This window comes from Amycolatopsis sp. NPDC049688 (assembly GCF_040674975.1).
Classification (GTDB): domain Bacteria; phylum Actinomycetota; class Actinomycetes; order Mycobacteriales; family Pseudonocardiaceae; genus Amycolatopsis.
Window position 1 is genome coordinate 237,214 of the sequence record NZ_JBFANY010000004.1, and the last position, 23,643, is coordinate 260,856.

Genomic DNA, 23,643 nt, shown 5'->3' on the forward strand with positions numbered 1-23,643 from the left:
AAGTCCGGCGCGGGCGACGATGGCGTGTAACGTACCGCGCGGTCGAAAAGCGCCGACGACAACTGGGGCATTGTGCGGTCCGGCAATGGTGAGCGATCTCGGCGGAGGGGTTACTGACATGCGTCGCGAACAGAAGGCGGTGGCGGCCGCCGTGGTGGCCGCGCTGGTCGTGGTCCCGCCGCCGGCCGCGGCGGAACCGGCCGCGACGCCCGTGGTGACCGGTCCGGGCGGGGAAACGGTCACGTTGCTCACCGGCGACCGCGTGCGGGTGCTGCCGCGTTCCGGCCGCGGCGAGGCGGTCGTGGTCGAACCGGGGCCGGGCCGCGAAGGGATCGGTTTCGTCCGCGAGACCCGGACCGGCACGAAGACCGGTGACATCTCGGTGGTGCCGGCGGACGCGCTGCCGCTGGTGGCCGCCGGCCGGCTGGATCCGCGGCTGTTCGACGTGTCCGAGCTGCTGCGGCAGCACCTCGCCGACGCCGCGCCGGCCCTGCCGCTGATCGTGACCCGCCCGGCCGCCGCGTCGGCCCCGGAGCCGCCCGCCGCCACGGCCGTCCGCGACCTGCCGAGCGTGCACGGCACGGCACTGCGCCAGGACCGGCGCCGCGGCGCGGAGTTCTGGCGCTGGCTCACGGCCGGCTCGTCGCTGCGCGCCGGGATCGACAAGGTCTGGCTCGACGGCCTGGCCCAGCCCGCCCTCGACGTCAGCGTCCCCCAGATCGGCGCTCCGGCCGCCTGGCAGGCGGGCTACACGGGCCGCGGCGTGACGGTCGGGCTGCTCGACACCGGTGTGCAGGCCGGCCACCCCGACCTGGCCGGCAAGGTCGTGGAGGTGAAGGACTTCACCGGCACCCGGCCCGACGCGGGCGACGACCTCGGGCACGGCACGCACGTCGCCGGCATCATCGCCGGCACGGGTGCCGCGTCGGGCGGCCGCTACCGCGGCGTCGCCCCGGACGCGCAGCTGGTCAGCGGCAAGGTCTGCGTCGCCTACGGCTGCCCGGAATCCGCGGTGATCGCGGGCCTGGAGTGGATCGCGCCGAAGGTGCGCGTGGTGAACCTCAGCCTCGGCGGCGACGCGACCGACGGCACCGATCCGGTGTCCCAGGCGGTCGACGCGCTCAGCGACCGGTACGGCACGCTGTTCGTCGCGCCGGCGGGCAACGACCGTTCGACCGACCTGCCCGAGCCCGGCCCGGTGGTCGCGCCCGCGGCGGCGGACGCGGCCCTCGCCGTCGGCAGCGTGTCCGCCCAGGACACCACCAGCGCGTTCTCCAACCGCGGCTTCCGGCTGGGCGACCACGCGCTCAAACCCGACATCGCCGCCCCGGGCGAGGGCATCGTCTCGGCGCGGGCCGCGGGCACCCGCGACGGCGACACCGCGCCGGTCGGCGACAGCTATGCCCGGTTGTCCGGCACGTCGATGGCGGCACCGCACGTCGCCGGCTCGGCGGCCCTGCTGCTGCAGCGGCACCCGGACTGGTTCGCCGGACGCCTCAAGCCCGCGCTGACGAGCACCGCGAAACCCACCGCCGGCGTCGCCGAGCAGGGCGCCGGCCGCGTCGACGTGGGCCGCGCGGTGACGCAGCAGGTCACCGCCACCACCGGCGGCCTCGGCTACGGCTTCCTGACCTGGCCGTACCCCCAGGCGGTGACGAAGACCGTGACCTACCGCAACGACGGCGACGCCGCCGTCACGCTGGCGCTCGCCACCACCGCCACGGGACCGGACGGCGCTCCGGCGCAGCTGTTCACGCCGTCGGCGTCCTCGGTGGTCGTGCCCGCCCACGGCAGCGCCGACGTCGGCGTCACCCTCCGCGCGGGCACGGCAGGCGCCGGGCAGTACGGCGGCCGGCTGACCGCGACGGCCCCCGGGATCGCCGTGCAGACCGCGCTGGGCGCCGTGCTCGAGGGGGAGAGCTACCCCGTGGCCGTCCGGATGATCGGCCGGGACGGGAAGTTCACCGCGGGGGTCGCCACGCTGGTCGACACCGCAACCGGCGCGGCCTTCGGCGTCCGCCCGTTCGGCGCGGACGGCACCGCCGTGGTGCGGGTGCCCAAGGGCACCTACGACCTCAACGCGTTCGACGTGTCCGGCGACCCAGCTGGCCAGACGCGGCCGGCTGCGGTGACCGCGTTCTCGCGGCCGGGCCAGCCGGTGACCGCCGACGTCTCGCTCACCCTGGACGCCCGTGCCGGCAAACCGGTGCGCGCGGTGGTCGACCGCCCGGACGCGCGGCTGCAGGGCGGTGAGCTCGGCCTGATCTCGGGCAACCCGGCCGGGACGCGCACCAGCACGCTGGCCTGGACCGTCCAGCCGGGCAACGAGCTCTACGCGGTCGGCTCGGACCGGCAGATCTCCGACCACACGTACGCGCTGTACTTCCGGGCCACGCTGGCCGCCCGCCCACCCGGGGTGGACCCGGACGGCTACGTCTACCGGCTGGCGCTGCTGGAGCGCGGCCGCGTGCCGGCCGACCCGGTGTTCCGGGTGCACGACCGCGACCTCGCGGTGGTCGACGCGCGCTACCACACGCAGGGCGCACCGGCCCAGAGCCTGCGCGTGGACGCCGTCACCTTCGGTTTCCCGGGTGCCGACAGCGGAACCTACGAGGTCGCGCCCCAGGCGCTGCCGAGCCGGCGCACCGAGTACTACACGCCCGGGCTGCCCTGGCAGCACGTCGTGGCGGTGTACCCGGATCCGCTGACCGACGCGGAGAGCAACTACTCGCACCGGACCTACCGGCCCGGCCCGCAGCACGCGGGGTGGAACCGGGCCCCGGTCGGGCCCGCCTTCGGCGCGCCGGAGGACGGCTGGGGTGTCATCCGCGCCGGGAACCAGCTGGCGTACGCGATCCCGCTGGTGTCGGGCAGCGACCCGGAGCAGTACACCTCGCCGCCGGGTGGCCTCACCGGCACCGCGACGCTGTCGCGCGACGGCGTTCCCCTCGGCACCGCCGACAACCCGGCCATCGGGGCGTTCGCCATCCCGGACGGCGCGGGCACCTACACGCTGCACTCGACGGGCACGCGCAGTGTGCCGTGGTCGGTGGTGGGCACGCAGGTCGACGTTCGGTGGACGTTCCACGAGCCGGGGCTGGCGGCGCCGGCGGTCCCGTTGCCGCTGCTGGTTGTGCGGGCCGAGGGCGCGGTCGACGACCAGAGCCGGGCCCCGGCGGGCCGTCCGTTCGTGCTCGCGCTGACCGCCCAGCGCCAGCCGGGTGCGGGCGAGTTCCGGCTGGCGGACCTGCGGGTCGAGACGTCCGCCGACGACGGCTCGACGTGGACTGCCGCCCCCACCGCACGCATCGGGAACGGCGGCCTCGCCGTGGTGCGCAATCCCACGGGGTTCGTGTCGCTGCGCATCACCGCCCGTGACACGGAAGGCAACACGCTCACCCAGACGGTGATCAGGGCGTACCAGACCACGCCGTGACGGCGAGCGGGACGACGAAGGCGGCCCCGGTCAGGAACTTCAGTTCCCGGCCGTGGGCCCGCCATTCGCCGTCCCAGCCGTTTTCGCTGTCGTAGCGCAGGTTCGCCGTGGTCATCAGCGCCCGGCCGATCCCGAACCCCGCGCCCGCGCACAGCGCGGCGGGCACGGACGCGGTGAGGGCCACGGCGACCGCGGCGGCGTACGGCAGGCTGCTGGGCAGGTAGGTGCGCGCGCCGGTGCCCATCTCGAAGCCGAACTGCAGCGGCCCGAGGTGCCGGCCGAGCCGGAACACCGTGTCCGGCACGAGCCGCCGGTTTTCCGGCAGCCGGAACGACCACACGCCCGTTTCCCGCAGCAGCACGGCCACGAGCGCCACGGCCACCAGCGCCCAGCGGGCGGCCGGCGGAAGCGGCGCGCGCAGCAGCGAACCGGCCACGAGCAGGACGAGCGCGGTCAGGGCGCCGCCGCCGAGGAGTCCCGCGCAGAACGCGAGAACCGGAGTGCCTCGCCAGACCGGCGAGCTCAGCACGAAGGCCGAGTTCCGGCTTCAACTGGAGCCGCTGGTGGCGAACCCGGCCGCCGCGCACATCACGAGCCACGCGCCGGACGGCAGCCACCAGCCGAGTGCGCTCGTGACCCCGGCGGCGAGCAGGAGCCCGGCGGCGATGGTCAGCGGGTGCCACCGGCGCCGCGAAGGCGCGTGCGTCAAAGGGCGGCCCGGCAGATGGTCAGGTACGTCTGGCCGGTGTACCCGCCGCCCCAGAAGGTCGAGAAGCCGTCCGAGCAACGGTAGACCTGCTGGTCCGGTGTCGTCCACCGCCAGGCGTTCTTGCCGGCGAACTGGCCGCACGTGTTGGACACGGGCTGGTGGTCGACCTGGATGCCGTTTTCGTTGTAGGTGCCGTACTTGTGCCAGCCCGCGTCGCAGTAGGTGCTGCCGCGCCAGAACCCGCCGAAGCAGGCGGAGTAGGCGTTGACGTAGGCGCCGCTGGTGTCGGGCCGCTCCGCGTAGCCGGTGGGGTAGGCGTCCTTGCAGTCGTTGCGGTCGTAGCCCGGCATGCCGTACGGGCTGTACTCGGCGGCGGCCCGCCGGGTGCGGGACAGGCCGGTCCAGTCGAGGGCGGTGGCCCCGATCGTCAGCGCGCCCAGCGCCACCGCGCGCAGGAACGCCCGCCGGGTGCCGCCGGTCTTCAGCTTCCGGCCCGCGCGGGTGCCCGCGGCGCCGGGCGCCGGCCGGTCAACGTCGGGAATGCGCGCCAACTCCAGCGTCACCGGGATCGCCTCCTGCGGTCGGGCCGGTCCAGCCGGCCAGGGTGGTGTCCACTTCGCCGGCCCGCACGGGGAGCACCACCCGGCGGACGCGGCCGGTCCCGTCGAGCAGCATCAGCACCGGCGGCGAGAGGTGGGAGACCGAACGCCACGCTTCGCCGTCGCTGATCACCGGCAGCCCGTGGGCCAGGTCGGTCCACGTGGCGGCCGGTTCGTGGGTCAGCAGCGTGGCGTCCGCGCCGAGCCGGGCCAGCCGCTCGACGACGGTCAGGCACAAGGGGCAGCCGGAGTCGACCGCGGCGACGATCCGGCCGTCCCCGGCGAACCGCGGGCCGAGGACCAGATCCGGGGGCACGGCGGCGAATCCGTCCGTGGTCCGGGTGACCACCCCGCGCAGCAGCCGGACTTCGCGCAGGACGGCCGCCAGGCCGAAGAACAGCAGGACGATCGCCGCCCAGGTGATGACGGTGAACGCCAGCGAGGGGGTCATCCCCGCTCCCACGCGACGCCGATGCCGTCGAGCCAGTCGAGCCGTTCCTGCTCGGTCTTCGCCGGGGTGTCCGCGAGGTGCACCTCGGCCACGCCCGCCGGGCACCCGAGGACGAACGACCGCGCGTACCCGGTCTTCCAGACCTCGCCGTGTTTCGTGGGCGCGCCCGCGTGGCGGGGGAGCAGGCCCGCGGCGTGCCGCGGGGCGGGGATCGAGAGCGAGCCGTGGTCGCGCACCACGACGACGAGGTGTTCGCCGGCCGAGTCCAGCAGGGTCGCCGCGCGGGGGAGCACGGTCATGCCGTCGACGTGGTCTTCGATCCGCAGCGAGCCGAACAGGGACAGCACGCGTTCGCGGTGCGGGGCCGGCCCGGCGTACACGGTCATCAGTTCGTGGTAGGTCCCGATCAGGGTGGCCAGCGACGTCTGGCCGTCGCCGGCCTCGGCGACGACGACCTCGCGGCCGTGCACGACCAGCCGCTCCCGGGTCTGCGCCGGGGCGACGTGGGTGCAGGCGAAGTCGTGGTAACCGCGCGGCCCGATCTGGAACCCGGTGCCGAACGAGCCGCCGGCGAACCGGACCCCGGCCACGACGTGCGAAACGGGAGCAGCGGCGGGAAGGTCCACGGTGACCCGGTCACCCCCGGGTGCCACCAGCCGCAACCGTTGTGCCGCCATCGGACCTCCGTTTCCGCCGAATCCGCCCGGTGAGACTAGCCGACGGATTCGGCGGTCGCCACGATCGTTTCGCAACGGTTTCGAGATTGGTCCGAACGGGGACGGTACTTTTGTCGGTGAATACATTGGGTGTATGCAGGTTTTCTGGCCGCCCGGAATGGCCGTCCTGACGGCGGCAGGGGCGATTCTTCTGATCACGGCGGGCACCGCCCACGCGGCGCGCCCGGCGGAGCACCGGGCGGTGCTGCGCGTCCACCGCCTGTTCCCGCCGGAGTGGACACCGTTCGCCGCGGCCGTGACCACCGGCGCGGAACTCCTGGTGGGCCTGTCTGTCCTGGTCACGGCGGTGGTGGCGATGGTGCTGCCCGCGGTGGTCCAGGCGGCGGTCTACGGCGCTTTGGCCGGCTATGCGGCGGTGTTGCGGGTGCGGCGGGCGGGCGTTCCGTGCGGCTGTTTCGGCGCCGAGAAGGTTTCGTGGGCGGTGGTGGCCAGAGCGGTCGTGCTCGCGGCGGGCAGTGCCGGATATGCGGCAACCGGTCCGATATCGGACCCCTGGCCGTGCGTGGCCGCCGGGGCCGTTCTCGCAATGGCGAACCACCTGTTGCCGGTCCTGCGGGAAATCGGCGGGCGAAAACGCCTGCGGCGGGGTTGATTATTTTCTTTCCGCCCATTCCGCGGTCGCGGTGACGTCTCGGACGCGCTTGCGCACACTGCCCGTCCGGTATCGAAGGGAGGGTCCTACCAGCGAGGGAGGCCGGCTATGGCCAGAGGAACCGACCTGCATCCCTACTACCAACGGGGTCTGCGCTGGGATCAGGTCAACGACATCGCGTTCGCCTGGGTGAAGGTGTCCGACGGCGGCGCGCCCTACACGGTCACCCGCGGGGGCGTGACCTACCGGCCGGACACGCACGTGGCCGGCGCCAGATCGCGGGACATCCCGGTCGGGGGCTACCACTACGCGCAGCTCAAGCCGGGCCCGGAAACCCAGGCCGACGTCCTGCTGGGGCAGGTCGCGAGACTGGGTGCCACCGGCGTGGCCCCGATGCTGGACCTGGAGAGCCCGTTCACCCCGAACGGGTTCGCCCGCGACTTCGCGGTCGCCTTCTGCCGGCACGTCGCAGCCGCGGGCCTGCGGCCCGCGGTCTACATGAGCGCCTCGTTCGCCGCCGCGCTGCGGCCGGACCGGTGGGACGTGCCCGACCTGGTGATCGTGATCGCCCGCTACGGGGCCCGGCCGGAGGCGGCGGGCCCGGCCCGGTACGTCGGCCGCTACGACGTGCACCAGTACACCAGCAGCGGCGCCCTGCCCGGCTCGGCGGGTGCCGTCGACCTCGACGAGTCCTACACGAACAACCACCTCACCACGGAGGCTGACATGCCGTTCACTCCCGAAGACTTCCGGGCCATGATGTGGGGCAACGTCTTCGACGCCGGCGGGAACCGCAACTTCGCCCAGTTCATCAAGGACATGGACGCGAAGCTCAGCGCCCTCGGCGCCGCGCTGGACTCGGTGACGAAGCTGATCACCGATTCGGCCACCCACCCGGTCGACGCCCAGCAGCTCGCCGGCGCGCTCCAGGGCAAGCTGGTCGCCGAGCTGGTGCCGGCGGTGACCCAGGCCGTCACCCAGGCGGCCGGCGCCGAGACCGCCGACGAGGTGCGCCAGATGCTGGTCGAACGCCTGGTCACCCCGAACTAGCCGGGACGGTGCGGCGGCGCCCCGGCCGGGCGCCGCCGCACCGTCCCGGCAACGGGTCCGGTCTCACCCGGCGGCGGCGATCACGAGCCCCTTCGGCAGGAGTTCCGTCAGGGTGTCCGACGGCTCCAGCCCGAGTTCGTGGGCCAGGGCGCGGCGGCAGACGTCGTACTGCCCGAGCGCCGCGCCGCGGTTGCCCGCCGCCAGGTGGGCTTTGATCAGCACACTGTGCGCGCTTTCCCGCAGCGGCTCGGCGCGGACCGCGGCCAGGCCCGCCGCGACCGCCTCGCCGTGGCGGCCGGCCGCGGTCAGGCGGGCGGTCATCGCCTCCAGGGCGTGCAGGCGCAGCTGGTGGTACTGCTCCTGCTCGATCAGCACCCACTCGCTTTCCGACCACTCCGGGAGCAGGTCCGCGGACAGGTCGGCGCGCGTCCGCGTGGTCAGGATGTCATCGCACGGGCACGTCGGGTCGAGCAGCCGGTGCGCGCGGTCGACCGCGTCGTGCACGTCGACGACGACGTCGGCGGCGATGGCGATCTCCTGCACCGACGCGTCGATCACCGGGTGACCGGTCCGCGTCGCCCGCCACAGCGACGACCGGAGGTTCGCGTTCGCGCGCGGCACGGTCGTGTCCGGCCACAGCGAGCCGGCCACGTAGGCGCGGCTGCGCGGGATGTTCTGCAGGGCCAGGAACGCGAGCAGCCGTTGCGCGCTCAGGCAAATCGACACCCTCGACTCGTCGACGGTCAGGGCGAAACTGTGCAGCAGGCGTAACGAGATGACGGACGAGGTCATCGATCCCCCCGGACGATGTGATCCAATGCGAAGCTCCGCCACCATATTACGAGCAATTCCAAGATCGTGTCCGGAAATTGCGGTGACCGGGGCGTCACCAGGGCGTCGCAGGCCCGTCACCGCCCCGTCCGAGCAATTCGTCGAGCCAGTCCTGCACGGCCGAGCGAACGTCGTCCACGTCGCTGAACACCAGCGGTGGAGCCTGATCCGGCCCGATCGAGCGCAGCACGCGCGCGCGGAAATTGTCCGGCCGGCCGCTTTCCAGCCAGACGCGGAGGATCAGGATGCCGTTGCGCTCCGAGGGGACCTCCACGCTGTGAAGAATGCCCGAGCGCTGTCACACGGGCGTTGCCGCCGCGTGTGTTCCGCCGTCAACCGGAACCGGAAAACGCGGCGGTGACGCCGCCGTGACGGCGGAATCGCGATCGCGCCACGGCGGTGCGGCCATCCTTTCGAAACGCACCGGGGAAGGGTGCACAGCGGGGGAGGAATCGCATGGGCGACTTCGGCGTCATCGCCGACGTCTCGACCACGATCGTGGCCGCGTTGACGGCGGCGTTGCGCGGCCTCGGTGGCGAGCAGCCGCCGATCGCCGTGCTGCACGACCTGTCCGAGCCGGTCACCCCGCCCCCGCCGATGCTCACCGTCTTCCTGTACGAGATCGCCGAAGACCCGGCGTCGCGCAACCGCCCGCCGGTGCGGTCGCTGCCCCCGGACCCGCCGGTGACCCGCAAGCCGCCGATGGCGCTGCTGCTGCGGTACCTCATCACGCCGTGGGGCGGTGACCAGCCGACCCAGCACCGCATGCTCGGCCGGGCGCTGCAGGTGTTCTACGACGACGCGATCCTCGACGGGCCGCAGCTTTCGGGCAGCCTCGCCGGCACGACCGACGCGCTGCACCTGAGCCTGACCGCGCTCACGCTCGACCAGAAGTCCTGGGTCTGGTACGCGATCCAGAAGCCCTACCGGCTTTCGCTGAACTACGAGGTCCGCGTGGTCAACCTCGACGTCGCGACCGAGCTGCCGGTCCGGCCGGTGCGCAGCCGGGTGATCGACGGGGTGACGGCCTCGTGAGCTTCCTGCCCTTCGAGCGCGACACGCTGTCCAGCCCGGTCTGGCTCGTGCCGTTCGACGACTTCGCGCGCAAGGTCCGCAGCGCCGGCGTTGCGGTGCTGCTGGACCGGTTCGCCGACGGCGCCTGGGTGCCGCAGGACACCACGGCCGTGCGCACCCCGAGCGCCGCGTTCGCCTATCCCGGCCTCGGCGGGCGCACGGGGCGGGAGCAGCGGCACCGCGCCCGGTTCGCGGCCGCCGGATACCGGCCGCTCTACCCCGCCGACGGCGAGCCCTTCGACGCCGCCGCCACCGGGGTCGAGTTCGTGGCACCGGGGGAGAGCACACCGGTACCCCGGCTCGTCCGGCTGCTGCCGTCGGAGACCTTCTCCTACCCGCCCGGTGTGCGCACGGTGCACGGCGTGGTCGTCGACGCGGCGACGCGCCATCCCGTGGCGAACGCGCTGGTCGAGGCGCGCGGCCGGACGAGCGGCGACCTGGTCCCGTGGCACGAGCGGACGCTGACCGGCGAGCTCGGTGCCTTCCGGCTGGCGCTGCGCTGGCACGGCGAACCGGGCGAAGGCAACACCGAGACGTTCCGGCTGGAAGCCACCGAACGGCCCGGCCGGACCGGGTCGCTGGACGTCCGGCTGCCCGCCGGCGCCGCGACCCGCCATGTCATCGAGATCCGCGAGCAGTGAGGGAAGAAGTGAGGAGCCAGCCATGCCCGACTACCTGAGCCCCGGGGTCTTCGTCGAGGAGATCGACGCGGGGCCGCGGCCGATCGCGGGGGTGAGCACCAGCACGGCGGGCATGGCCGGGGTTACCGTGCGCGGCCCCGCCACCGGAAAACCCAAGCTGGTGACGAACTTCCTGGAGTTCCAGCGCACCTTCGGCGGCTTCCTGCCGGAACCCGGCGCCGCCGTGCGCGACGCCTGGGCGGACAACGCCGCCGAGGGCGGCCGCTGGTGGCTGTTCCCGTTGGCGGTCAAGGGGTTCTTCGACAACGGCGGCGAGCGCCTCTACGTCAAGCGCGTCGTGAGCCGCAACGCGAAGCCCGCGTCGGGGCGGCTGGGCCACGGCCTGGTCAGCCCGATCGTCGCCGACGCCGCGAGCGGCGCCACCGGCGTCCAGCTCGGTCACCTGCTCGGGTTCACCGGGGAGGGCCAGCAGGTGGGGCTCTTCCGCGGGGACGACGACCAGCCGATCGGCACCGCCACCATCACCGGCTACGACTTCGCCACCCGGCGCGTCGAGCTCGACCCGCCGCTGGCCGCCGGCGTCCGGTCCGCCCGCGGCGACTACGTCCAGGTCGGCGAGCGGCACGCCGACGCGACGCTGGAGTTCACCGCGGTCAGCCCGGGTGCCTGGGGCAGCGGTGTCCAGGTCCGGGTCCGGCCGGTGGTGGGCGCGGCGTTGCCGGTGCTCCCGGACCCGGCCGAAGGCGCCCTGTTCGTGACCCGCCTGACCGCCGACGCGGCCGCCGACAGCCCCACCGCCGAGGTCGCCGAGGTGACCGGGCTGGCACCGGGCGAGGTCTGGGTGCGGATCGGCTCCGGCCGGTTCCGGGCCCAGGCCGGCCAGCCGGCCGACGGCAAGGTCACGCTCACCTTCGCCGACGGCACCACCCACGGCGCCTGGGGCAGCGGGCTGGGCGTGCAGCGCGTGCGGCGGGCCAACCCGGCGGCCGGGTCCACGCTGCGGATCGGCGGCGCGAGCCGGCTGTACCCCGGCGCGGTCGTGCAGTTCGACGACGGGCAGCACCTGAGCGTCCGGCACGTCGAAGCCGTCGCCGACGACGTCGTCACCTTCGACGGCACCGCCCCGGACCTGTTCGAGACCGACCGGGTCGCGCTCGTCGAGGCGCAGATCGACACGCGGTTCACCGATCCGGGCGGCGCGACGGCGACCGAGACGTTCGGCAACGTCCGGCTCACCGGTGACGCGGCGGGGGTGGCTTCGGCGCTGGCCCGTTCGCAGCTGGTGACGCTGGCCGCGTTGCCGGACCTGTCGCCCGACCCGGGGACCTTCCCGGTGCCGGCCACGGGGTCGTGGCTCGGCCTGGCCGGTGGCGACGACGCGCCCGGCTCGCTGAGCGTGGCCGACTTCGTCGGCGTGGACGGCGGCAGCGGCGCGCGGACCGGCATCGTCGCGCTGGAGGACATCGACGAGGTGTCGGTGTGCGCGGTGCCCGGCGTGTGGGCCGGGACGGTCGAGTCCGCGCTGATCACGCACTGCGAGACGCTCAAGGACCGCTTCGCCGTGCTCGACCCGCAGGACGGCCTGGACATCGAGGGCATCCAGGCCTTCCGCGAGGCGTTCGACACGAAGGACGCGGCGCTGTACTACCCGTGGCTCGTCACCACCGACCCGTCGACCGGCCGGGACGTGCAGGTACCGCCGTCCGGGCACATCGCCGGGATCTACGCCCGCGTCGACGCCGAACGCGGGGTGCACAAGGCGCCGGCGAACGTCGTCGTCCGCGGCATCAAGCTCACCGACGGCCTCGCCGCGGACATCACCAAGCGGCACCAGGACCTGCTGAACCCCCGCGGGATCAACGCGTTGCGCTTCTTCCCCGGCCTCGGTCAGCGCGTCTGGGGCGCCTGCACGCTGTCCTCGGACAGCTCGTGGAAGTACGTCAACGTCCGGCGGCTGTTCCTGTTCCTCGAGGAGTCGATCGACAAGGGCACGCGGTGGGTCGTGTTCGAGCCGAACGACGAGGCGCTGTGGGCGCTGGTGCGGCAGACGGTGTCGAACTTCCTGACCACGGTCTGGCGCAGCGGCGCGCTGGCGGGCACCACCGCCGCCGAAGCGTTCTTCGTGGCGTGTGACCGCACCACGATGACCGAGGACGACCTGGCCAACGGCCGGCTCGTCTGCGTCATCGGCGTCGCGCCGGTCTTCCCGGCCGAGTTCGTGATCTTCCGGATCCAGCAGAAGGCCCGCGAGACCCAGCTCGCCTGACATCGGAGAGGAGGGCGGTCATGCCGCCCGTGACCAGGGACGATCCCTATGCGTCCTACAACTTCCAGGTGATCGTCACCAACGTCAGCGACGACGGGGTGGCGGTGAGCGGGTCCTTCACCGAAGCGAGCGGGCTGGAACTGGAGATCCCGCCGATCGAGTACCGCACCGGCGCCGAGGACACCACCGTCCGCAAGATCCCCGGGCTGAAGAAGTTCACCAACATCACGCTCAAGCGCGGGATCACCGGGCACGTCGGGTTCTGGAACTGGGTGGTGGAAGCGCTCAACGGCAAGGTCCGCCGCACCTCCGGCACGATCATCCTGCTGGACGAGAACCGGCAGGAAGCCATGCGGTGGAACTTCGACCGCGGCTGGCCGACCAAGTACACCGGCCCGACGCTGAGCGCGACCAAGAACGAGATCGCGATGGAAACCCTCGTGCTGGCCGTGGAAAAGCTGGAGATCGACGCGTAATCATGACTGCCGAAGCCCTGCCGGGGGTGTCCCTGACGTTCGCCGGCCACGAGCCGGACGAGGAACCGCTGCGCACCGACGTGGCGGTCTTCGCCGGCCGGACCCGCCGCGGGCCGGTCCTCACCCCGGTCCGCGTGGAGAGCCGCAACGACGTCGTGGCCGCCTTCGGCGCACCCGACGCCGCCAGCGCGACGCCGGATGCCCTGCGGGGCTTCTTCGAGAACGGCGGCCGGACGGCCTGGGTGCTGCGCGTGGCCGGGCCCGGCGCCCCGGCGAGTGCACTGTGGACGGTCGGGGACATCGCGGGCTTCGCGCACCGGCAGTACCGGGTGACCGCCACGAGCCCCGGCAGCTGGGCCAACGGCGGCCGGGTGCGGATCCGGTTCCAGGCCAGCACGGTCGCCGGTCCGCCCACGGTGACCGTGCGGGTCGACGTCCCGGGCGAGCCGCCCGAGACGTTCACCGGGCCGCCCGCGGAGGTGACCGGCCGGGTCGCGGCGTCCCGGCTGATCACGCTGGTGCCGGACGGCCCGGAGCCGCCGGGCGAGCCCGGCCCGCTCTCGACGTCGTGGACCCTCGGGCTCGCCGGCGGCACGGACGTCCCGCCGGGCCGGGCCGAGTACGCCGCCGCCGTCGCCGTGCAGGCCGACCTGCCGGAGCCGGCCCTGGTGGCGCTGCCGGACCTCGGCGCGGACCTCGGCGGCGGCGCGCACACCGACACCGTCCGGGACCTGCTGGCCGCCGCGGCGGCCTCACTGGACCGCCTGGTGGTGCTGGACGTCCCGCCCGAGCGGTCCGCAGTGGACGAAGTCGTGTCCTGGGTGGACGGCCTGGCCGAAGACCCCCTGCTGGTGGCCAACGCGGCCGTCTACCACCCGGCCCTGCGGCTGGCGGAAGGCCGGACGGTGCCGGCGTCGGGGCACGTGCTCGGCGTCATCGCCCGGCTCGACGCCGAGCGCGGCGCGCACCACACCCCGGCCAACGCGGTCATCCTCGACGCGGTCGACCTCGCCACGGAATACCCCGAGCCGCAACAGGTCCGGCTCTTCGACGCCCGGGTCGACCTCCTGCGCTGCACGCGCGGCCGCGGGCTGGTGGTCTGGGGCGGGCGGACCCTCGCCCCGGACCGCCGGTACGTCGCCCACCGGCGGCTGCTGCACCTGCTGGTCCGCGCGATCCGGCGGGTCGCCACCCCGCTCGTGTTCGACGTCGACTCGGCCGAGCTGCGGCTCACCCTGGTGCGGTCGCTGACGTCGGTGCTGCTGGCGGCCTTCCGCGCCGGCGCGCTCGCCGGTGCCCGGCCCGAGGAGGCGTTTCGCGTGGTCTGCGACGACACGGTCAACCCGCCGGGGCAGGACCCCGGCCGGGTGGTGTGCGAGATCGGCGTCGCGCCCGCCGTCCCGATGGAGTTCGTCCGGCTGCGCCTCGTGCTCGGCCAGGACCGCAGCCTGGAGGTGATCGAGGCGTGACGTCCGCCGAGCCCCTGCCGAAGTACCGGTTCGTGGTCACCCTCGACCCCGGTGACGCCTACCTGCCGCCCGCCCAGGCGGTGCTGCTGCCGCTGGTCGCGGCCGGGGCGTTCCAGGAGATCACCGGCCTGGGCGCGCAGCTGGAAGTCACCAGCTACGCCGAGGGCGGCCGCAACGACACCACCCACCAGCTGCCGCTGCGGCACAAGTGGAACCCGATCACGCTCAAGCGCGGCGTGGTCCGCGAGCCGGGGCTGTGGTCGTGGTACCAGGCGGGGCTGGCGGACTCGCTGGGCGCGCGGCGTGACGGCGCGGTGATCCTGCTCGGCCCGGACGGCACGCCCGGCGCGGCGTGGGCGTTCCACGGCGGCCTCGCGTCGAAGTGGAGCGGACCGGACCTGCACGCCGAGCAGAACGCGGTGGCGATCGAGTCGCTGGAAATCGCGCACGAAGGTCTGACGAAGGTGCTGGGGAGCTGACGTGGCGAACGTGATCATCCACAACCTCGAGGTCCGGCTGCACGTCGAAGGCGACGACGGCCAGGTCTTCACCCGGCTGTTCAACCAGCACATCCAGGCGTGGTCGCGGCTGTACGAGGACGAGTGCGCCCGCGCCCGGCACGCCGAGAGCGAACGCCGGCTCGGCGACGGGGAGGACCGGTGAGCGCCACCCCCGTGTCGTTCGCGCGCACCGGCGCGGCGCAGGCCCGGCTGGAGATCGTCCGGCCGGTGATCGCCGACGAGCGCGCGCGGCGGATCCCGCTGCGGTTCAACCCGACCGACTACAAGCTGAGCAAGGCCAACACCTTCGCCGAGATCACCATCCCCGGGCTCGAAACGCCGCCGCTGCAGTACGTCCGCGGCGGCTCCGAGACCCTCGCCGTGCAGGCCCTGGTCGACACGTCGGACACCCTGGAGAACGTCCGCACGGTCTACGTCGACGCGGTGCGGAACCTGCTGCGGCCGGATTCCCGCGAGCACGCGCCGCCGGTGGTCCGGTTCGTGTGGGACGAGTCGGTGTTCACCGGCGTGCTGGAGAAGCTCGACGTCACCTACCAGCTGTTCCGCCCCGACGGCGTGCCGCTGCGCGCGCAGCTGGACCTCTCGCTCAAGGAGTTCCGGCCGGCGGCGGTGCAGGTGGCCCAGGAGCCGCGGTCGTCGCCGACGGTGGAGAAGAGCTACGTCGTGCGGCGCGGGGACACCCTGCCGAGCATCGCCAACGCCGTCTACCGGCGGCCGGACGCGTGGCGGGAACTCGCCCGCGCCAACGGCATCACCGACCCCCGCGACCTGCGGCCGGGCCGGGTCCTGACCGTGCCCCGGCTGACGTGAGGAGGACGCGGTGACCACGCCCCGAGTCGCGTCCCCGGACCGGTACGCGCCCGAATTCGACGTCGACATCGAAGGCCTGCAGCTCGATCCGACGACCAAGCACGACATCATCGACGTCAAGGTGCACCGCGACCTCGACGAGATGTCCGGCTTCGACCTGACGCTGAACAACTGGGACGACGCGAACCTGAAGTTCAAGCACAGCGATTCCGCGCAGTTCCGGCTCGGCGGCCGGGTCGCGGTCCGGCTCGGCTACGCGGACCGGCTGCTGACCGTCGCGACCGGCACGATCAGCACGCTCGCCCCGAAGTTCTCCGACAGCAGCTCGCCGACGGTCGCCGTCAGCGGCGTCGACGGGATGATGCGGCTCAAGGACCGCAAGCCGGCCGAAAACGAGGTCAAGATCTACCGGAACCTGCCCGACTGGCAGATCGCCGAGCAGGTCGCCGCGCGCAACCACCTGCGCATCGTGGTGACGCAGGAAGGCCCGACGCACGACATCGTCGTGCAGAAGAACCAGGACGACGCGAGTTTCCTGATGGAACGGGCCAAGCGCCTCGACTTCGACTGCTACATCCTCCCCGACCCGGAGACCGGCGAGGAAACGCTGTACTTCGTCAAGCCGACCGACGGCCGCGACGGCGGCGCGGTCAACGTCTTCCGCCTCGCCTACGCGCCCGGCCTGACGACCGGGCCGGCCGACCTGCCCGAGGGCCTGGTCCCCAACCTGCTGGACTTCACGCCCACCCTGACGGTGTCCAAACAGGTCGGCAAGCTGACCGTGCGCGGCTGGGACCCGCGCACCAAGCAGCCGATCGCGTTCACCGCGACCGCCGACAACCTCCCGGCCGGGCAGAACGGCGCGGACGGCCAGAGCGGGCCGCAGGCGGCCGACAGCACCCTCGGCGGACGGCAGGACGTGCTGGTCGACGCACCGGTCACCAGCGACGAGGAGGCCCGCGAGCTGGCGATCAGCCTGCTGCGCGAGCGCGCGTACGAGTTCATCACCGCCACCGGCCGGGTGGCCGGACTGCCGGAGCTGCAGCCCGGCGACAACCTCGAAATGTACGGGCTGGGCCGTCGGTTCTCCGGCCCGTACTTCGTCAAACGGGTCGAGCACACGCTCGACTCCAACGGCTTCTTCACCCAGTTCACCGCCCGGCGCATCCACCAGGGAGACGCGTGATGACGACCAGGACGGCCCCGCGCGCCCGGACGACCGACCGCCGGTTCTACGGCGTCGTGGAAGCGATCGTCGAGGAGAACGAGGGCGACGACGAGGGCCGCGTGAAGGTCCGCTTCCCGTGGTTCGACGACACGACGGTCACCGACTGGTGCCGCGTCAGCCAGCTGTACGCGGGCAACGGCTACGGCTCGGTGTTCGTCCCCGAGAAGGGCGACGAGGTCCTCGTCGCCTTCGTGCACGGCGACATGCGCTTCCCGATCGTCCTGGGTGGACTGTATAACGGCGTAGACAGGCCGCCGACATCGCGCGCCGATGGCCGCGACCAGAAACTGATCCGCACTCGCCACGGGCACGAACTACTCCTCGACGACACAGGCGGACAAGCCGCGGTGCGGGTCAAGTCCGCTGCGGGCCACGTGGTTGAACTCGACGACACGGGCAACGCCGTCCGGATCACCGCCGCCGACGGCGGGAGCGTGACGGTGTCGGCGTCCGGCTCGGTGACGGTGACCGCGCCGAAGGTGACCATCGATTCGGCGCGGATCGAACTCGGCGGGGCCGCCGAGCCGCTGGTGCTGGGGAACGCGCTGCTGCAGGCGTTCAACACGCACACCCATCCGACGGCCGCCGGGCCGAGCGGGCCGCCGACGCCGCTGACCCCGGCCGTCCTGTCGAAGAAGGCGAGCACGGCGTGAGCGAGGACTTCCTGGGCACCGGGTGGCCGTTCCCGCTGGTGCCGGACGAGGCCGGGCGGCTCGGGTACGCCGAGGGTGAGCGGAGCATCGAGGCGTGCCTGCGTGCGTTGTTGCTGACCAACGTCGGTGAGCGGGTGATGCGGCCGGACTTCGGGACGCGGGTGCAGGAGTCGGTGTTCGCGCCCGGCAGTGTGCAGAGCCTGCGGGATCTGGAGGATTCGGTGGCGGGGGCGATCCGGGACTTCGAGCCGCGGGTGGAGCTCGACGAGGTGCGGGCGGAGGCGGCTGATTCGCGGGTGACGGTGTCGGTGACCTACCGGGTGCGGCACAGCAACACGAAGGCGAACCTGGTGTTCCCGTTCTACCTCGGCTTGACCGGGGGGACGCCGTGACGCTGCCCGCGCCGAAGCTGGACGATCTGACCTGGGCCGATCTGATGGCCGCGATCCGCCGCCGGATTCCGGCGGAGTCGGATGGCCGCTGGACGTTGCACGGGCCTGCGGATCCGGGTGTCACGCTGCTGGAGTTGTTCGCGTACCTGCTGGAGCAGCGGTTGTTCTGGCTGGATCAGGTGCCGGATGCGCTGGTGGTGGCGATCCTGCGGCTGCTGGGGCTGGAGTTGCCGCGGCCGGCGCGACCGGCCGTGACGGTGTTGCGGCTGGGGTCGGCGGGGCGGCCGGGGCTGGTCGTGCCGAAGGGGACGGCGTTCTGGCGTGATCCGGCGGGTGCGGTGCGGTTCACGGTGGACGAGGACGTGGCGGTGTTCCCGCTGGACGGGGTCGTGGGGGTGTGGACGGACCGGGACCGGACGGCCGATCTGGTCGCCCGGCGGGGTGTTCCGTTGTTCGACGGGGGCGGGGGGCCGGCGTCGGTGCGGTTCACGTTGCCGCTGACCGGTTCGTACCCGGCGCCGGGGTGGTTGTCGTTGTTGTTCGAAGTGGACAGTCCGGTGCCGCCGTCGTGGTCGCGGCGTGCGGTGGACGTTGGTTCGCCGGCGGAGCTGACGTGGTCGGTGTTCCGGGAGGGTGCGCAGCCGCGGCCGGTCGCGGAGGTGGTGGACGGTACGGGCGGGTTCCGCCGGTCCGGTGTGGTGCGCCTGCGGTTGCCGGCGGATTGGGCGTCGGACGAGCGGGATTTGCTGGTGTCGACGGGTGCGGCGACGTTCGCGGCGCCGCCGCGTCTGCTGCAGGTTGCGGTGAATGTCTCGACGGCGCGTCAGCTCGAGCACCGGACGGCCGATCTGGCGGGGCAGACCGGGGGGTGGCTGAAGTTGCCCGGTCAGCGTCTGGTGTTGCCGGATGCCGTGGGCCGGTTGCTCGATGCCGTGGTGTACCTGGGCGGTGACAAGTGGACGGCGGTGCCGGATTTCACGTTCGGGGCGTCCGGTGACCGGACGTTCGTGGTGTCGCGGGCCGATGGTGCGTGTGTGTTCGGCGATGGTCTCACCGGGCGCATCCCGCGGCCGGCCGGCGAGGTCCGGGTGGAGTACTCGGTCGGTGGTGGCCGGGCGGGGAACGGTGGGGTCACCGCCAACTGGGTCGGTGAGGGTGGTCTGACGGCGGCCAATCCGGTGCAGGCGGAGGAGGGTGCTGATCCGGAGACGGTCGCGGAGGCTCGTGAACGTGCGGCGGGTGCGCTCGGTGAGGTGACGCGTGCGGTGACGGCGGACGATTTCGTGACGGTGGCCCGGACGACTCCCGGGGTGGCGGTCGCGCGGGCGTATGCGGCGCTGGGTGCTCATCCGGGGTATCCGTGTTCGCGGGTGCCGGGTGCGGTGACTGTCCACATCGTTCCGGCCGTGCCGGAGGAGGTCGTTGCGCCGCAGCCGGATCCGGCGATGGTCTGCGCGGTCGCCGCGCGGTTGGGGCGGGCGCGGTTGCTGACCACGGAGGTTTTCGTGCGGGGTCCGCGGTACCGGGACGTAGGTGTGCGGGTGGACCTGTCCGGCCGGCCCGCCGACCGTGCTCGGGTGTCCGGTGTGGTCACTTCGGCGCTGCGCCGTCACCTGGGTGCGGGTGCGGACGGGGCCGGCTGGCCGTTCGGGGGTGCGCTGCGGCCGTCGGCGCTGGTCCGTGCCGCGCAGGCGGCGCTGGGGGATCTGGCGGACGTGACGGGTGTCGCGATCGGTCTCGACGGGGCCGAGCCGGTGGAGGACTGCCGGGAGGTTCCGTTGCGGGCAGGGGAGCTGCCGGTGCTGCGGGCGGTGCGGACCCGGGTGGTGCCGGTGACCGAGCCGGGGGAGGGATTGGTGTGAGCGCGGTTTGGTGGGAGCGGGGTGCGGCGGGCGAGGCTCGGCTGCGTGAGGGCCGGCCGGAGCTGGTGGACGCGACGCGCGAGGCGGTCCGGTCGGGGGTGCGCGGCCGGATTGCCGGTTACACGCCGGATTGGACGAACCCGGATCGTCAGGATGCGGGGGTGGCGCTGGTCCGGTTGTTCGGGACGCAGGCCGAGCCGGTCCTGGACCGGGTCAACCGGTTGCCGGAGAAGATCCTGGCCGAGGAGCTGGCGACGGCGGGTGTCCGGCGCCGGCCGGCGAGCGCGGCGACGGTGTTGCTGGAGTTCACGGTCAGGCCGCCCGATGGTGCGTCGGTGCTGGTTCCGGCCGGGACGCAGGCGGCGGCGTCGGGGCAGGTCGTCTTCGAGACCGATGAGGACCTTTTTGCGACGCCGGCGACGCTGGGTGCGATCGCGGTCGAGGAGTCCGGGACGCTGGCGCAGCTGGCGCTCGGGCCGTCGGGGCCGGGGCGGTCGTTCGCGCCGTTCGGGCGGGCGCCCGAGCCGGGCAACGGCCTGTGGCTGGGGCTCGCCGGGGCGGCGAGCCCGTATCCGGCGTTGTCGTTGGGGTTCGTGGTCGATCCGGGGGCTGCGTCGCCGGCGGTGTCCGGTGCGGTGCGGCCGGCGCCGGTGCTGCGCTGGGACGTCTTGGACGGTGGCCGGTTCGTGCCGGCGGAGCTGGTGCGTGACGGTACCGGTGGTTTCCGGGCGAGCGGGACGGTCGAGTTGCGGGTTCCGCGCACGTGGGCGCCGGGCAGTCCGCCCGGCTTCCGGCCGGGTCCGCAGTTGCGGTGGTTGCGGGTGCAGGCGGATGCGGCGGGGCCGGTGCTGCTGTCGGGGTTGCGGCTGAACACGGTGGCCGCGACGGCCGCGCGGACGATCCGGAACGAGCCGTTGCAGCCGGTCCGCGACCCGGCGGGGTCGCGGCGGCGGATGAAGCTCAGTCAGGTGCCGATCCTGGCGGGCACGGTGGTGATCGAGGTGGACGACGATCCGGGTGGCGATGTCTTCGGCACGACCCGTGGGGTGGGCACGCGGTGGCAGGAGGTGGCGAGCCTGGCGGGGTTCGGCGCGGACGACCGGGTGTTCGTGGTGGACCACGAGACCGGTGAGGTCCTCTTCGGTGACGGCAGCACCGGTGCGGCCGTGCCGCCGGGGTTCCGCAACGTGCGCGCGGTCAGTTACCGGGTCGGCGGTGGTCAGGCCGGTGCGGTGCGGGCCGGTGCGGTGACGAGTGTGGTGACCGCGTTGCGGTTCGTCACCGGGGTCACCAATCCGTTCCCCGCCGAGGGTGGCACGGATGCGGAGTCCGATGCCGATGCCGTCCGTCGTGGTGCGGGTGAGCTGCGGGCGCGGGGGCGGGCGGTCGCCCCGGCCGACTACGGCCTGCTGGCCGGGCGGGCGCCGGGGGCGTCCGTGGCGCGGGCGCAGGGTGTTCCCGGTCTGCACCCGGGGTTTCCGGGCCGTCCGATTCCCGGGGTGGTGGGGGTGCTGGTGGTGCCGCCCGACGGGTCCACGCCGACCGAGGCGACGCTGCGGGCGGTGTCGGACTTCCTCGCGCGTGAGGTCGCTCCGGCGGGCGTGACGGTCGTGGCCGCGCCGGCTCCGTTCGCGGAGGTGGTCGTCGAGGCGCGGGTTTCGCTGGATCCCGGCCAGGACCGGGCGGCGGTGCTGACGCGGGCGGGTGACGCCGTGACGGCGTACCTGGATCCGGTGCGCGGCGGTGAATCCGGTGGGGGCTGGCCGTTCGGTGGCGCGGTCCGGCAGACGCCGCTGGTGCGCCGGCTGCTGGCGGTCGACGGGGTGCTGGCGGTTTCGCAGCTTTCGCTGACGGTCGACGGGGTGCGGCTGCCGCCGTGTGCCGACGCGCCGATCCCGGCGAACGCCCTGGTCCGGCCCGGGCGGCCGGTCCTGATCCCGGCCGAAGGAGGCCGGTCATGAGCTGTGGTCCCGCACCGGCGACCTTCCGCCTGCTCGATTTCCTCACGGGGTGGGACGAGGCGGGCGTCGACGGGGTCGTCGGGCTGGCCGATCCGGCCGGGCTCCGCCTGGCCCACGCCGGCGTGTCGCCGGATGGTCCGACCCGTGCGCAGCTGCTGCCGTGGTTCCCGGATCCGCGGCTGGCGCCCGGGTGCCGGCCCGGTGGGTGGTACCTGGTCGACGGCGACCTGCTCCGCCGCGAGGCCTGCGGCGGAGCCTTCCGGCTGGAGGATCGCCTGCGTGCGCCGGTCTCGGTGGCGGCGCGCGGGCACCGCGTGGCGGTCGTGGACTCGGACCGGGTGCTGGTCTGGCGGCGCGAGGGCGAGCAGCTCGCCGGGGTGATCAGGGTGCCCGGGGCCCGGCTGGCCGCGTTGGGGCCCGGTGACGAAGTTCTGGTCACCCGGGAAGGCCGGACGGATCTGTGGCGGTTCTCCTCGGACGGCCATCCGCGCGGCGTGCTGCGCACGGGTGTCGATGGCGTGGTCATCGGCCTGCGGTCCGGTCCCGGTGGCTCGCTCTGGCTGCTCACCGACGACCTCACGATCCACCGGCGCGACCGCCGTGGTCCGTTTCGGACGTCCACAATGGATGAGCTGCGGGAGGTGCCGTCGAGCACGCTCTTCGCGGTCGACGAGGAGGGGTTCTGCCTGCGGGAGCAGGACTGCGACGGCGAGGTCGTCTCGTGCTACGACTGGCACGGCGAGCCGCAGCCCGCGCGTGCGGTGGCCGGCGGCCCGTTCGTCACGGCCGGGACGCTGACCACGAGCCTGATCGACAGCGGGATTTCGCGGTGCCGCTGGCACCGGGTGCGGGTCGAGGCGGTGCTGCCGGCCGGGACCGCGGTGGCCGTCCAGCTCGTCATGTCCGAGGACGAGCACTACACCGGTGCGGATTGGCAGACCGCTCCGGCGGGTGTCACCGACTTCCTGGTCGACCAGCCGCCCGGGCGCCACCTGACGCTCCGGCTGCGGTTGTCCGGGGACGGCACCGCGACCCCGGTCGTGCACCGGGTGCGGCTGGATTTCCCGCGGTCGACCAGCGCGGACCTGCTGCCGCCGGCGTTCCGGCAGGACCCGGTGGCCGACGACTTCACCGAGCGGTTCCTGGCGCTGTTCGACGCCACCCTGGCCGAGCTGGACGAGGTCATCGAGCGGTACCCGGCGTTGCTGGACCCGGCCGGGGTGCCGGACCGGGTGCTGCCGTGGCTGGCCGGGTTGCTGGGGTTGTCGTTCGAGGCGGGGTGGGACGCGCCGGCCCGGCGGGCGCTGCTGGCCGCCGCGCCCGAGCTGTACCGGCGGCGCGGCACGCCGTGGGCGGTCGGGAAGGCCGTCGAGCTCGTGACCGGGGTGACGCCGGTGATCGACGAGCTGCCTGCCGAGCGGAACTGGGCCCGGGTCGGCGGCGGCAGCGGTCTCGGTTCGGTGCGGCTGGCCGGGCGGTCCTCGGCGCGGTTCCGGATCGGGGCCTCGGCTCTCGGTTCGGCGCCGCTGCGGGCGTTCGGCGATCCCGCCGACGATCCGCTGACCGCGCACGCCCACCGGTACCGGCTGCTGCTGCCCGCGGGGGCGGCCGACGAGGACGCGGTCCGGCGGCTGGCCGCGCGCCAGGCGCCCGCGCACACGGCGGGTTCGGTGCGGTCCGGACGGCGCGGGTTCGTGGTCGGCACGCGGTCGAGGGTCGGGGTGGACAGCGCGTTCGTGCCGGCGCCGCGGGCCGTGCTGGGCCGGGTCCGGCTGAACCAGGGCGGGGTGCTGCGGCCGGGTCCGCGCGGTCCCCGCGACGGAGTGGGCGTCGGGGTGGTTTCCGCCGTCGGCGTGCACACACAGATGTCCTGAGAAGGCAGGGG

24 protein-coding genes are annotated in these 23,643 nt (G+C 73.6%); 17 read left to right on the forward strand and 7 right to left on the reverse strand.

Annotated features, from left to right (window positions below):
- Positions 1-118: 118 nt before the first annotated feature.
- On the forward strand, positions 119-3,436 hold the full coding sequence (locus AB0J55_RS16445) for a S8 family serine peptidase (protein ID WP_364248553.1): 3,318 nt from the start codon (positions 119-121) through the stop codon (positions 3,434-3,436).
- On the opposite strand, the gene AB0J55_RS16450 is transcribed toward AB0J55_RS16445, so the two are convergent.
- From AB0J55_RS16450 to AB0J55_RS16470, 5 genes are read right to left on the reverse strand one after another with little or no spacing between them, the layout of a single operon-like run.
- Positions 3,411-3,965, reverse strand: coding sequence for a hypothetical protein (locus tag AB0J55_RS16450; RefSeq protein ID WP_364248555.1), 555 nt, complete (start codon positions 3,963-3,965; stop codon positions 3,411-3,413). The genes AB0J55_RS16445 and AB0J55_RS16450 overlap by 26 nt on opposite strands.
- A gap of 18 nt (positions 3,966-3,983) precedes the next feature.
- Positions 3,984-4,145 (reverse strand): hypothetical protein, encoded by a 162-nt coding sequence (locus AB0J55_RS16455; protein WP_364248557.1) that lies wholly within the window; start codon positions 4,143-4,145, stop codon positions 3,984-3,986.
- Positions 4,142-4,708 (reverse strand): hypothetical protein, encoded by a 567-nt coding sequence (locus AB0J55_RS16460; RefSeq protein WP_364248559.1) that lies wholly within the window; start codon positions 4,706-4,708, stop codon positions 4,142-4,144. Before AB0J55_RS16460 ends, AB0J55_RS16455 begins: the two co-directional genes overlap by 4 nt.
- Positions 4,674-5,195 (reverse strand): hypothetical protein, encoded by a 522-nt coding sequence (locus tag AB0J55_RS16465; protein ID WP_364248561.1) that lies wholly within the window; start codon positions 5,193-5,195, stop codon positions 4,674-4,676. The genes AB0J55_RS16460 and AB0J55_RS16465 overlap by 35 nt, the downstream gene beginning before the upstream one ends.
- Entirely contained in the window at positions 5,192-5,872 is a 681-nt protein-coding gene (locus tag AB0J55_RS16470) for a hypothetical protein (protein WP_364248563.1), read from the reverse strand. Before AB0J55_RS16470 ends, AB0J55_RS16465 begins: the two co-directional genes overlap by 4 nt.
- Positions 5,873-6,005: 133 nt before the next feature.
- Between AB0J55_RS16470 and AB0J55_RS16475 the strand changes: the two genes are divergently transcribed.
- Together AB0J55_RS16475 and AB0J55_RS16480 are read left to right on the forward strand one after the other, a co-directional pair.
- The gene (locus AB0J55_RS16475) at positions 6,006-6,524 is read left to right on the forward strand and encodes a MauE/DoxX family redox-associated membrane protein (RefSeq protein WP_364248565.1); all 519 of its coding nucleotides are present in this window, start codon (positions 6,006-6,008) and stop codon (positions 6,522-6,524) included.
- Between the two features lie 108 nt (positions 6,525-6,632).
- The gene (locus AB0J55_RS16480; protein WP_364248567.1) at positions 6,633-7,574 is read left to right on the forward strand and encodes a GH25 family lysozyme; all 942 of its coding nucleotides are present in this window, start codon (positions 6,633-6,635) and stop codon (positions 7,572-7,574) included.
- 63 nt (positions 7,575-7,637) lie between these two features.
- On the opposite strand, the gene AB0J55_RS16485 is transcribed toward AB0J55_RS16480, so the two are convergent.
- Both AB0J55_RS16485 and AB0J55_RS16490 read right to left on the reverse strand, forming a co-directional pair.
- Entirely contained in the window at positions 7,638-8,366 is a 729-nt protein-coding gene (locus tag AB0J55_RS16485; protein ID WP_364248569.1) for a bacterial transcriptional activator domain-containing protein, read from the reverse strand.
- A 94-nt stretch (positions 8,367-8,460) separates the two neighbouring features.
- A complete protein-coding gene (locus AB0J55_RS16490) occupies positions 8,461-8,679 on the reverse strand; it encodes a hypothetical protein (RefSeq protein WP_364248571.1) in 219 nt (72 codons plus the stop codon).
- Positions 8,680-8,861: 182 nt separating this feature from the next.
- Between AB0J55_RS16490 and AB0J55_RS16495 the strand changes: the two genes are divergently transcribed.
- From AB0J55_RS16495 to AB0J55_RS16560, 14 genes are read left to right on the forward strand one after another with little or no spacing between them, the layout of a single operon-like run.
- Positions 8,862-9,440, forward strand: a complete 579-nt coding sequence (locus AB0J55_RS16495) for a DUF4255 domain-containing protein (RefSeq protein WP_364248573.1) — start codon at positions 8,862-8,864, stop codon at positions 9,438-9,440.
- Positions 9,437-10,120 carry a carboxypeptidase regulatory-like domain-containing protein gene (locus AB0J55_RS16500; RefSeq protein ID WP_364248575.1) on the forward strand — a complete coding sequence of 228 codons (684 nt, stop codon included), beginning with the start codon at positions 9,437-9,439 and terminating at the stop codon, positions 10,118-10,120. Before AB0J55_RS16495 ends, AB0J55_RS16500 begins: the two co-directional genes overlap by 4 nt.
- A gap of 22 nt (positions 10,121-10,142) precedes the next feature.
- Positions 10,143-12,386, forward strand: coding sequence for a phage tail sheath C-terminal domain-containing protein (locus AB0J55_RS16505; RefSeq protein ID WP_364248577.1), 2,244 nt, complete (start codon positions 10,143-10,145; stop codon positions 12,384-12,386).
- Between the two features lie 20 nt (positions 12,387-12,406).
- Positions 12,407-12,862: a phage tail protein gene (locus AB0J55_RS16510; RefSeq protein WP_004561206.1), complete on the forward strand. Its 456-nt coding sequence runs from the start codon at positions 12,407-12,409 to the stop codon at positions 12,860-12,862.
- A gap of 2 nt (positions 12,863-12,864) precedes the next feature.
- Positions 12,865-14,331: a phage tail sheath subtilisin-like domain-containing protein gene (locus tag AB0J55_RS16515; RefSeq protein WP_364248580.1), complete on the forward strand. Its 1,467-nt coding sequence runs from the start codon at positions 12,865-12,867 to the stop codon at positions 14,329-14,331.
- Positions 14,328-14,810, forward strand: coding sequence for a phage tail protein (locus tag AB0J55_RS16520; RefSeq protein ID WP_364248582.1), 483 nt, complete (start codon positions 14,328-14,330; stop codon positions 14,808-14,810). The genes AB0J55_RS16515 and AB0J55_RS16520 overlap by 4 nt, the downstream gene beginning before the upstream one ends.
- A 1-nt stretch (position 14,811) precedes the next feature.
- Positions 14,812-14,994 (forward strand): putative phage tail protein, encoded by a 183-nt coding sequence (locus AB0J55_RS16525; RefSeq protein WP_364248584.1) that lies wholly within the window; start codon positions 14,812-14,814, stop codon positions 14,992-14,994.
- Positions 14,991-15,662 carry a LysM peptidoglycan-binding domain-containing protein gene (locus tag AB0J55_RS16530; protein ID WP_364248586.1) on the forward strand — a complete coding sequence of 224 codons (672 nt, stop codon included), beginning with the start codon at positions 14,991-14,993 and terminating at the stop codon, positions 15,660-15,662. Before AB0J55_RS16525 ends, AB0J55_RS16530 begins: the two co-directional genes overlap by 4 nt.
- 10 nt (positions 15,663-15,672) lie before the next feature.
- Positions 15,673-16,848 carry a type IV secretion protein Rhs gene (locus tag AB0J55_RS16535; RefSeq protein ID WP_364248588.1) on the forward strand — a complete coding sequence of 392 codons (1,176 nt, stop codon included), beginning with the start codon at positions 15,673-15,675 and terminating at the stop codon, positions 16,846-16,848.
- On the forward strand, positions 16,848-17,543 hold the full coding sequence (locus AB0J55_RS16540; RefSeq protein ID WP_364248590.1) for a phage baseplate assembly protein V: 696 nt from the start codon (positions 16,848-16,850) through the stop codon (positions 17,541-17,543). Before AB0J55_RS16535 ends, AB0J55_RS16540 begins: the two co-directional genes overlap by 1 nt.
- Complete coding sequence (locus AB0J55_RS16545) at positions 17,540-17,935, forward strand: GPW/gp25 family protein (protein ID WP_364248592.1); 396 nt, start codon at positions 17,540-17,542, stop codon at positions 17,933-17,935. Before AB0J55_RS16540 ends, AB0J55_RS16545 begins: the two co-directional genes overlap by 4 nt.
- Positions 17,932-19,797: a baseplate J/gp47 family protein gene (locus tag AB0J55_RS16550; RefSeq protein ID WP_364248593.1), complete on the forward strand. Its 1,866-nt coding sequence runs from the start codon at positions 17,932-17,934 to the stop codon at positions 19,795-19,797. Before AB0J55_RS16545 ends, AB0J55_RS16550 begins: the two co-directional genes overlap by 4 nt.
- Positions 19,794-21,758, forward strand: coding sequence for a putative baseplate assembly protein (locus AB0J55_RS16555; protein WP_364248595.1), 1,965 nt, complete (start codon positions 19,794-19,796; stop codon positions 21,756-21,758). Before AB0J55_RS16550 ends, AB0J55_RS16555 begins: the two co-directional genes overlap by 4 nt.
- Positions 21,755-23,632, forward strand: coding sequence for a phage tail protein (locus tag AB0J55_RS16560; protein ID WP_364248597.1), 1,878 nt, complete (start codon positions 21,755-21,757; stop codon positions 23,630-23,632). Before AB0J55_RS16555 ends, AB0J55_RS16560 begins: the two co-directional genes overlap by 4 nt.
- Positions 23,633-23,643: the final 11 nt, after the last annotated feature.

Bases quoted from the DNA above. Each gene is read 5' to 3' on its own strand.
- AB0J55_RS16515 (WP_364248580.1), top strand. From the start codon at position 12,865: ATGACTGCCGAAGCCCTGCCGGGGGTGTCCCTGACGTTCGCCGGCCAC.
- AB0J55_RS16465 (WP_364248561.1), bottom strand. From the start codon at position 5,195: ATGACCCCCTCGCTGGCGTTCACCGTCATCACCTGGGCGGCGATCGTC.
- AB0J55_RS16475 (WP_364248565.1), top strand. From the start codon at position 6,006: ATGCAGGTTTTCTGGCCGCCCGGAATGGCCGTCCTGACGGCGGCAGGG.
- AB0J55_RS16540 (WP_364248590.1), top strand. From the start codon at position 16,848: ATGACGACCAGGACGGCCCCGCGCGCCCGGACGACCGACCGCCGGTTC.
- AB0J55_RS16480 (WP_364248567.1), top strand. From the start codon at position 6,633: ATGGCCAGAGGAACCGACCTGCATCCCTACTACCAACGGGGTCTGCGC.
- AB0J55_RS16510 (WP_004561206.1), top strand. From the start codon at position 12,407: ATGCCGCCCGTGACCAGGGACGATCCCTATGCGTCCTACAACTTCCAG.
- AB0J55_RS16505 (WP_364248577.1), top strand. From the start codon at position 10,143: ATGCCCGACTACCTGAGCCCCGGGGTCTTCGTCGAGGAGATCGACGCG.
- AB0J55_RS16560 (WP_364248597.1), top strand. From the start codon at position 21,755: ATGAGCTGTGGTCCCGCACCGGCGACCTTCCGCCTGCTCGATTTCCTC.
- AB0J55_RS16470 (WP_364248563.1), bottom strand. From the start codon at position 5,872: ATGGCGGCACAACGGTTGCGGCTGGTGGCACCCGGGGGTGACCGGGTC.
- AB0J55_RS16495 (WP_364248573.1), top strand. From the start codon at position 8,862: ATGGGCGACTTCGGCGTCATCGCCGACGTCTCGACCACGATCGTGGCC.
- AB0J55_RS16445 (WP_364248553.1), top strand. From the start codon at position 119: ATGCGTCGCGAACAGAAGGCGGTGGCGGCCGCCGTGGTGGCCGCGCTG.
- AB0J55_RS16485 (WP_364248569.1), bottom strand. From the start codon at position 8,366: ATGACCTCGTCCGTCATCTCGTTACGCCTGCTGCACAGTTTCGCCCTG.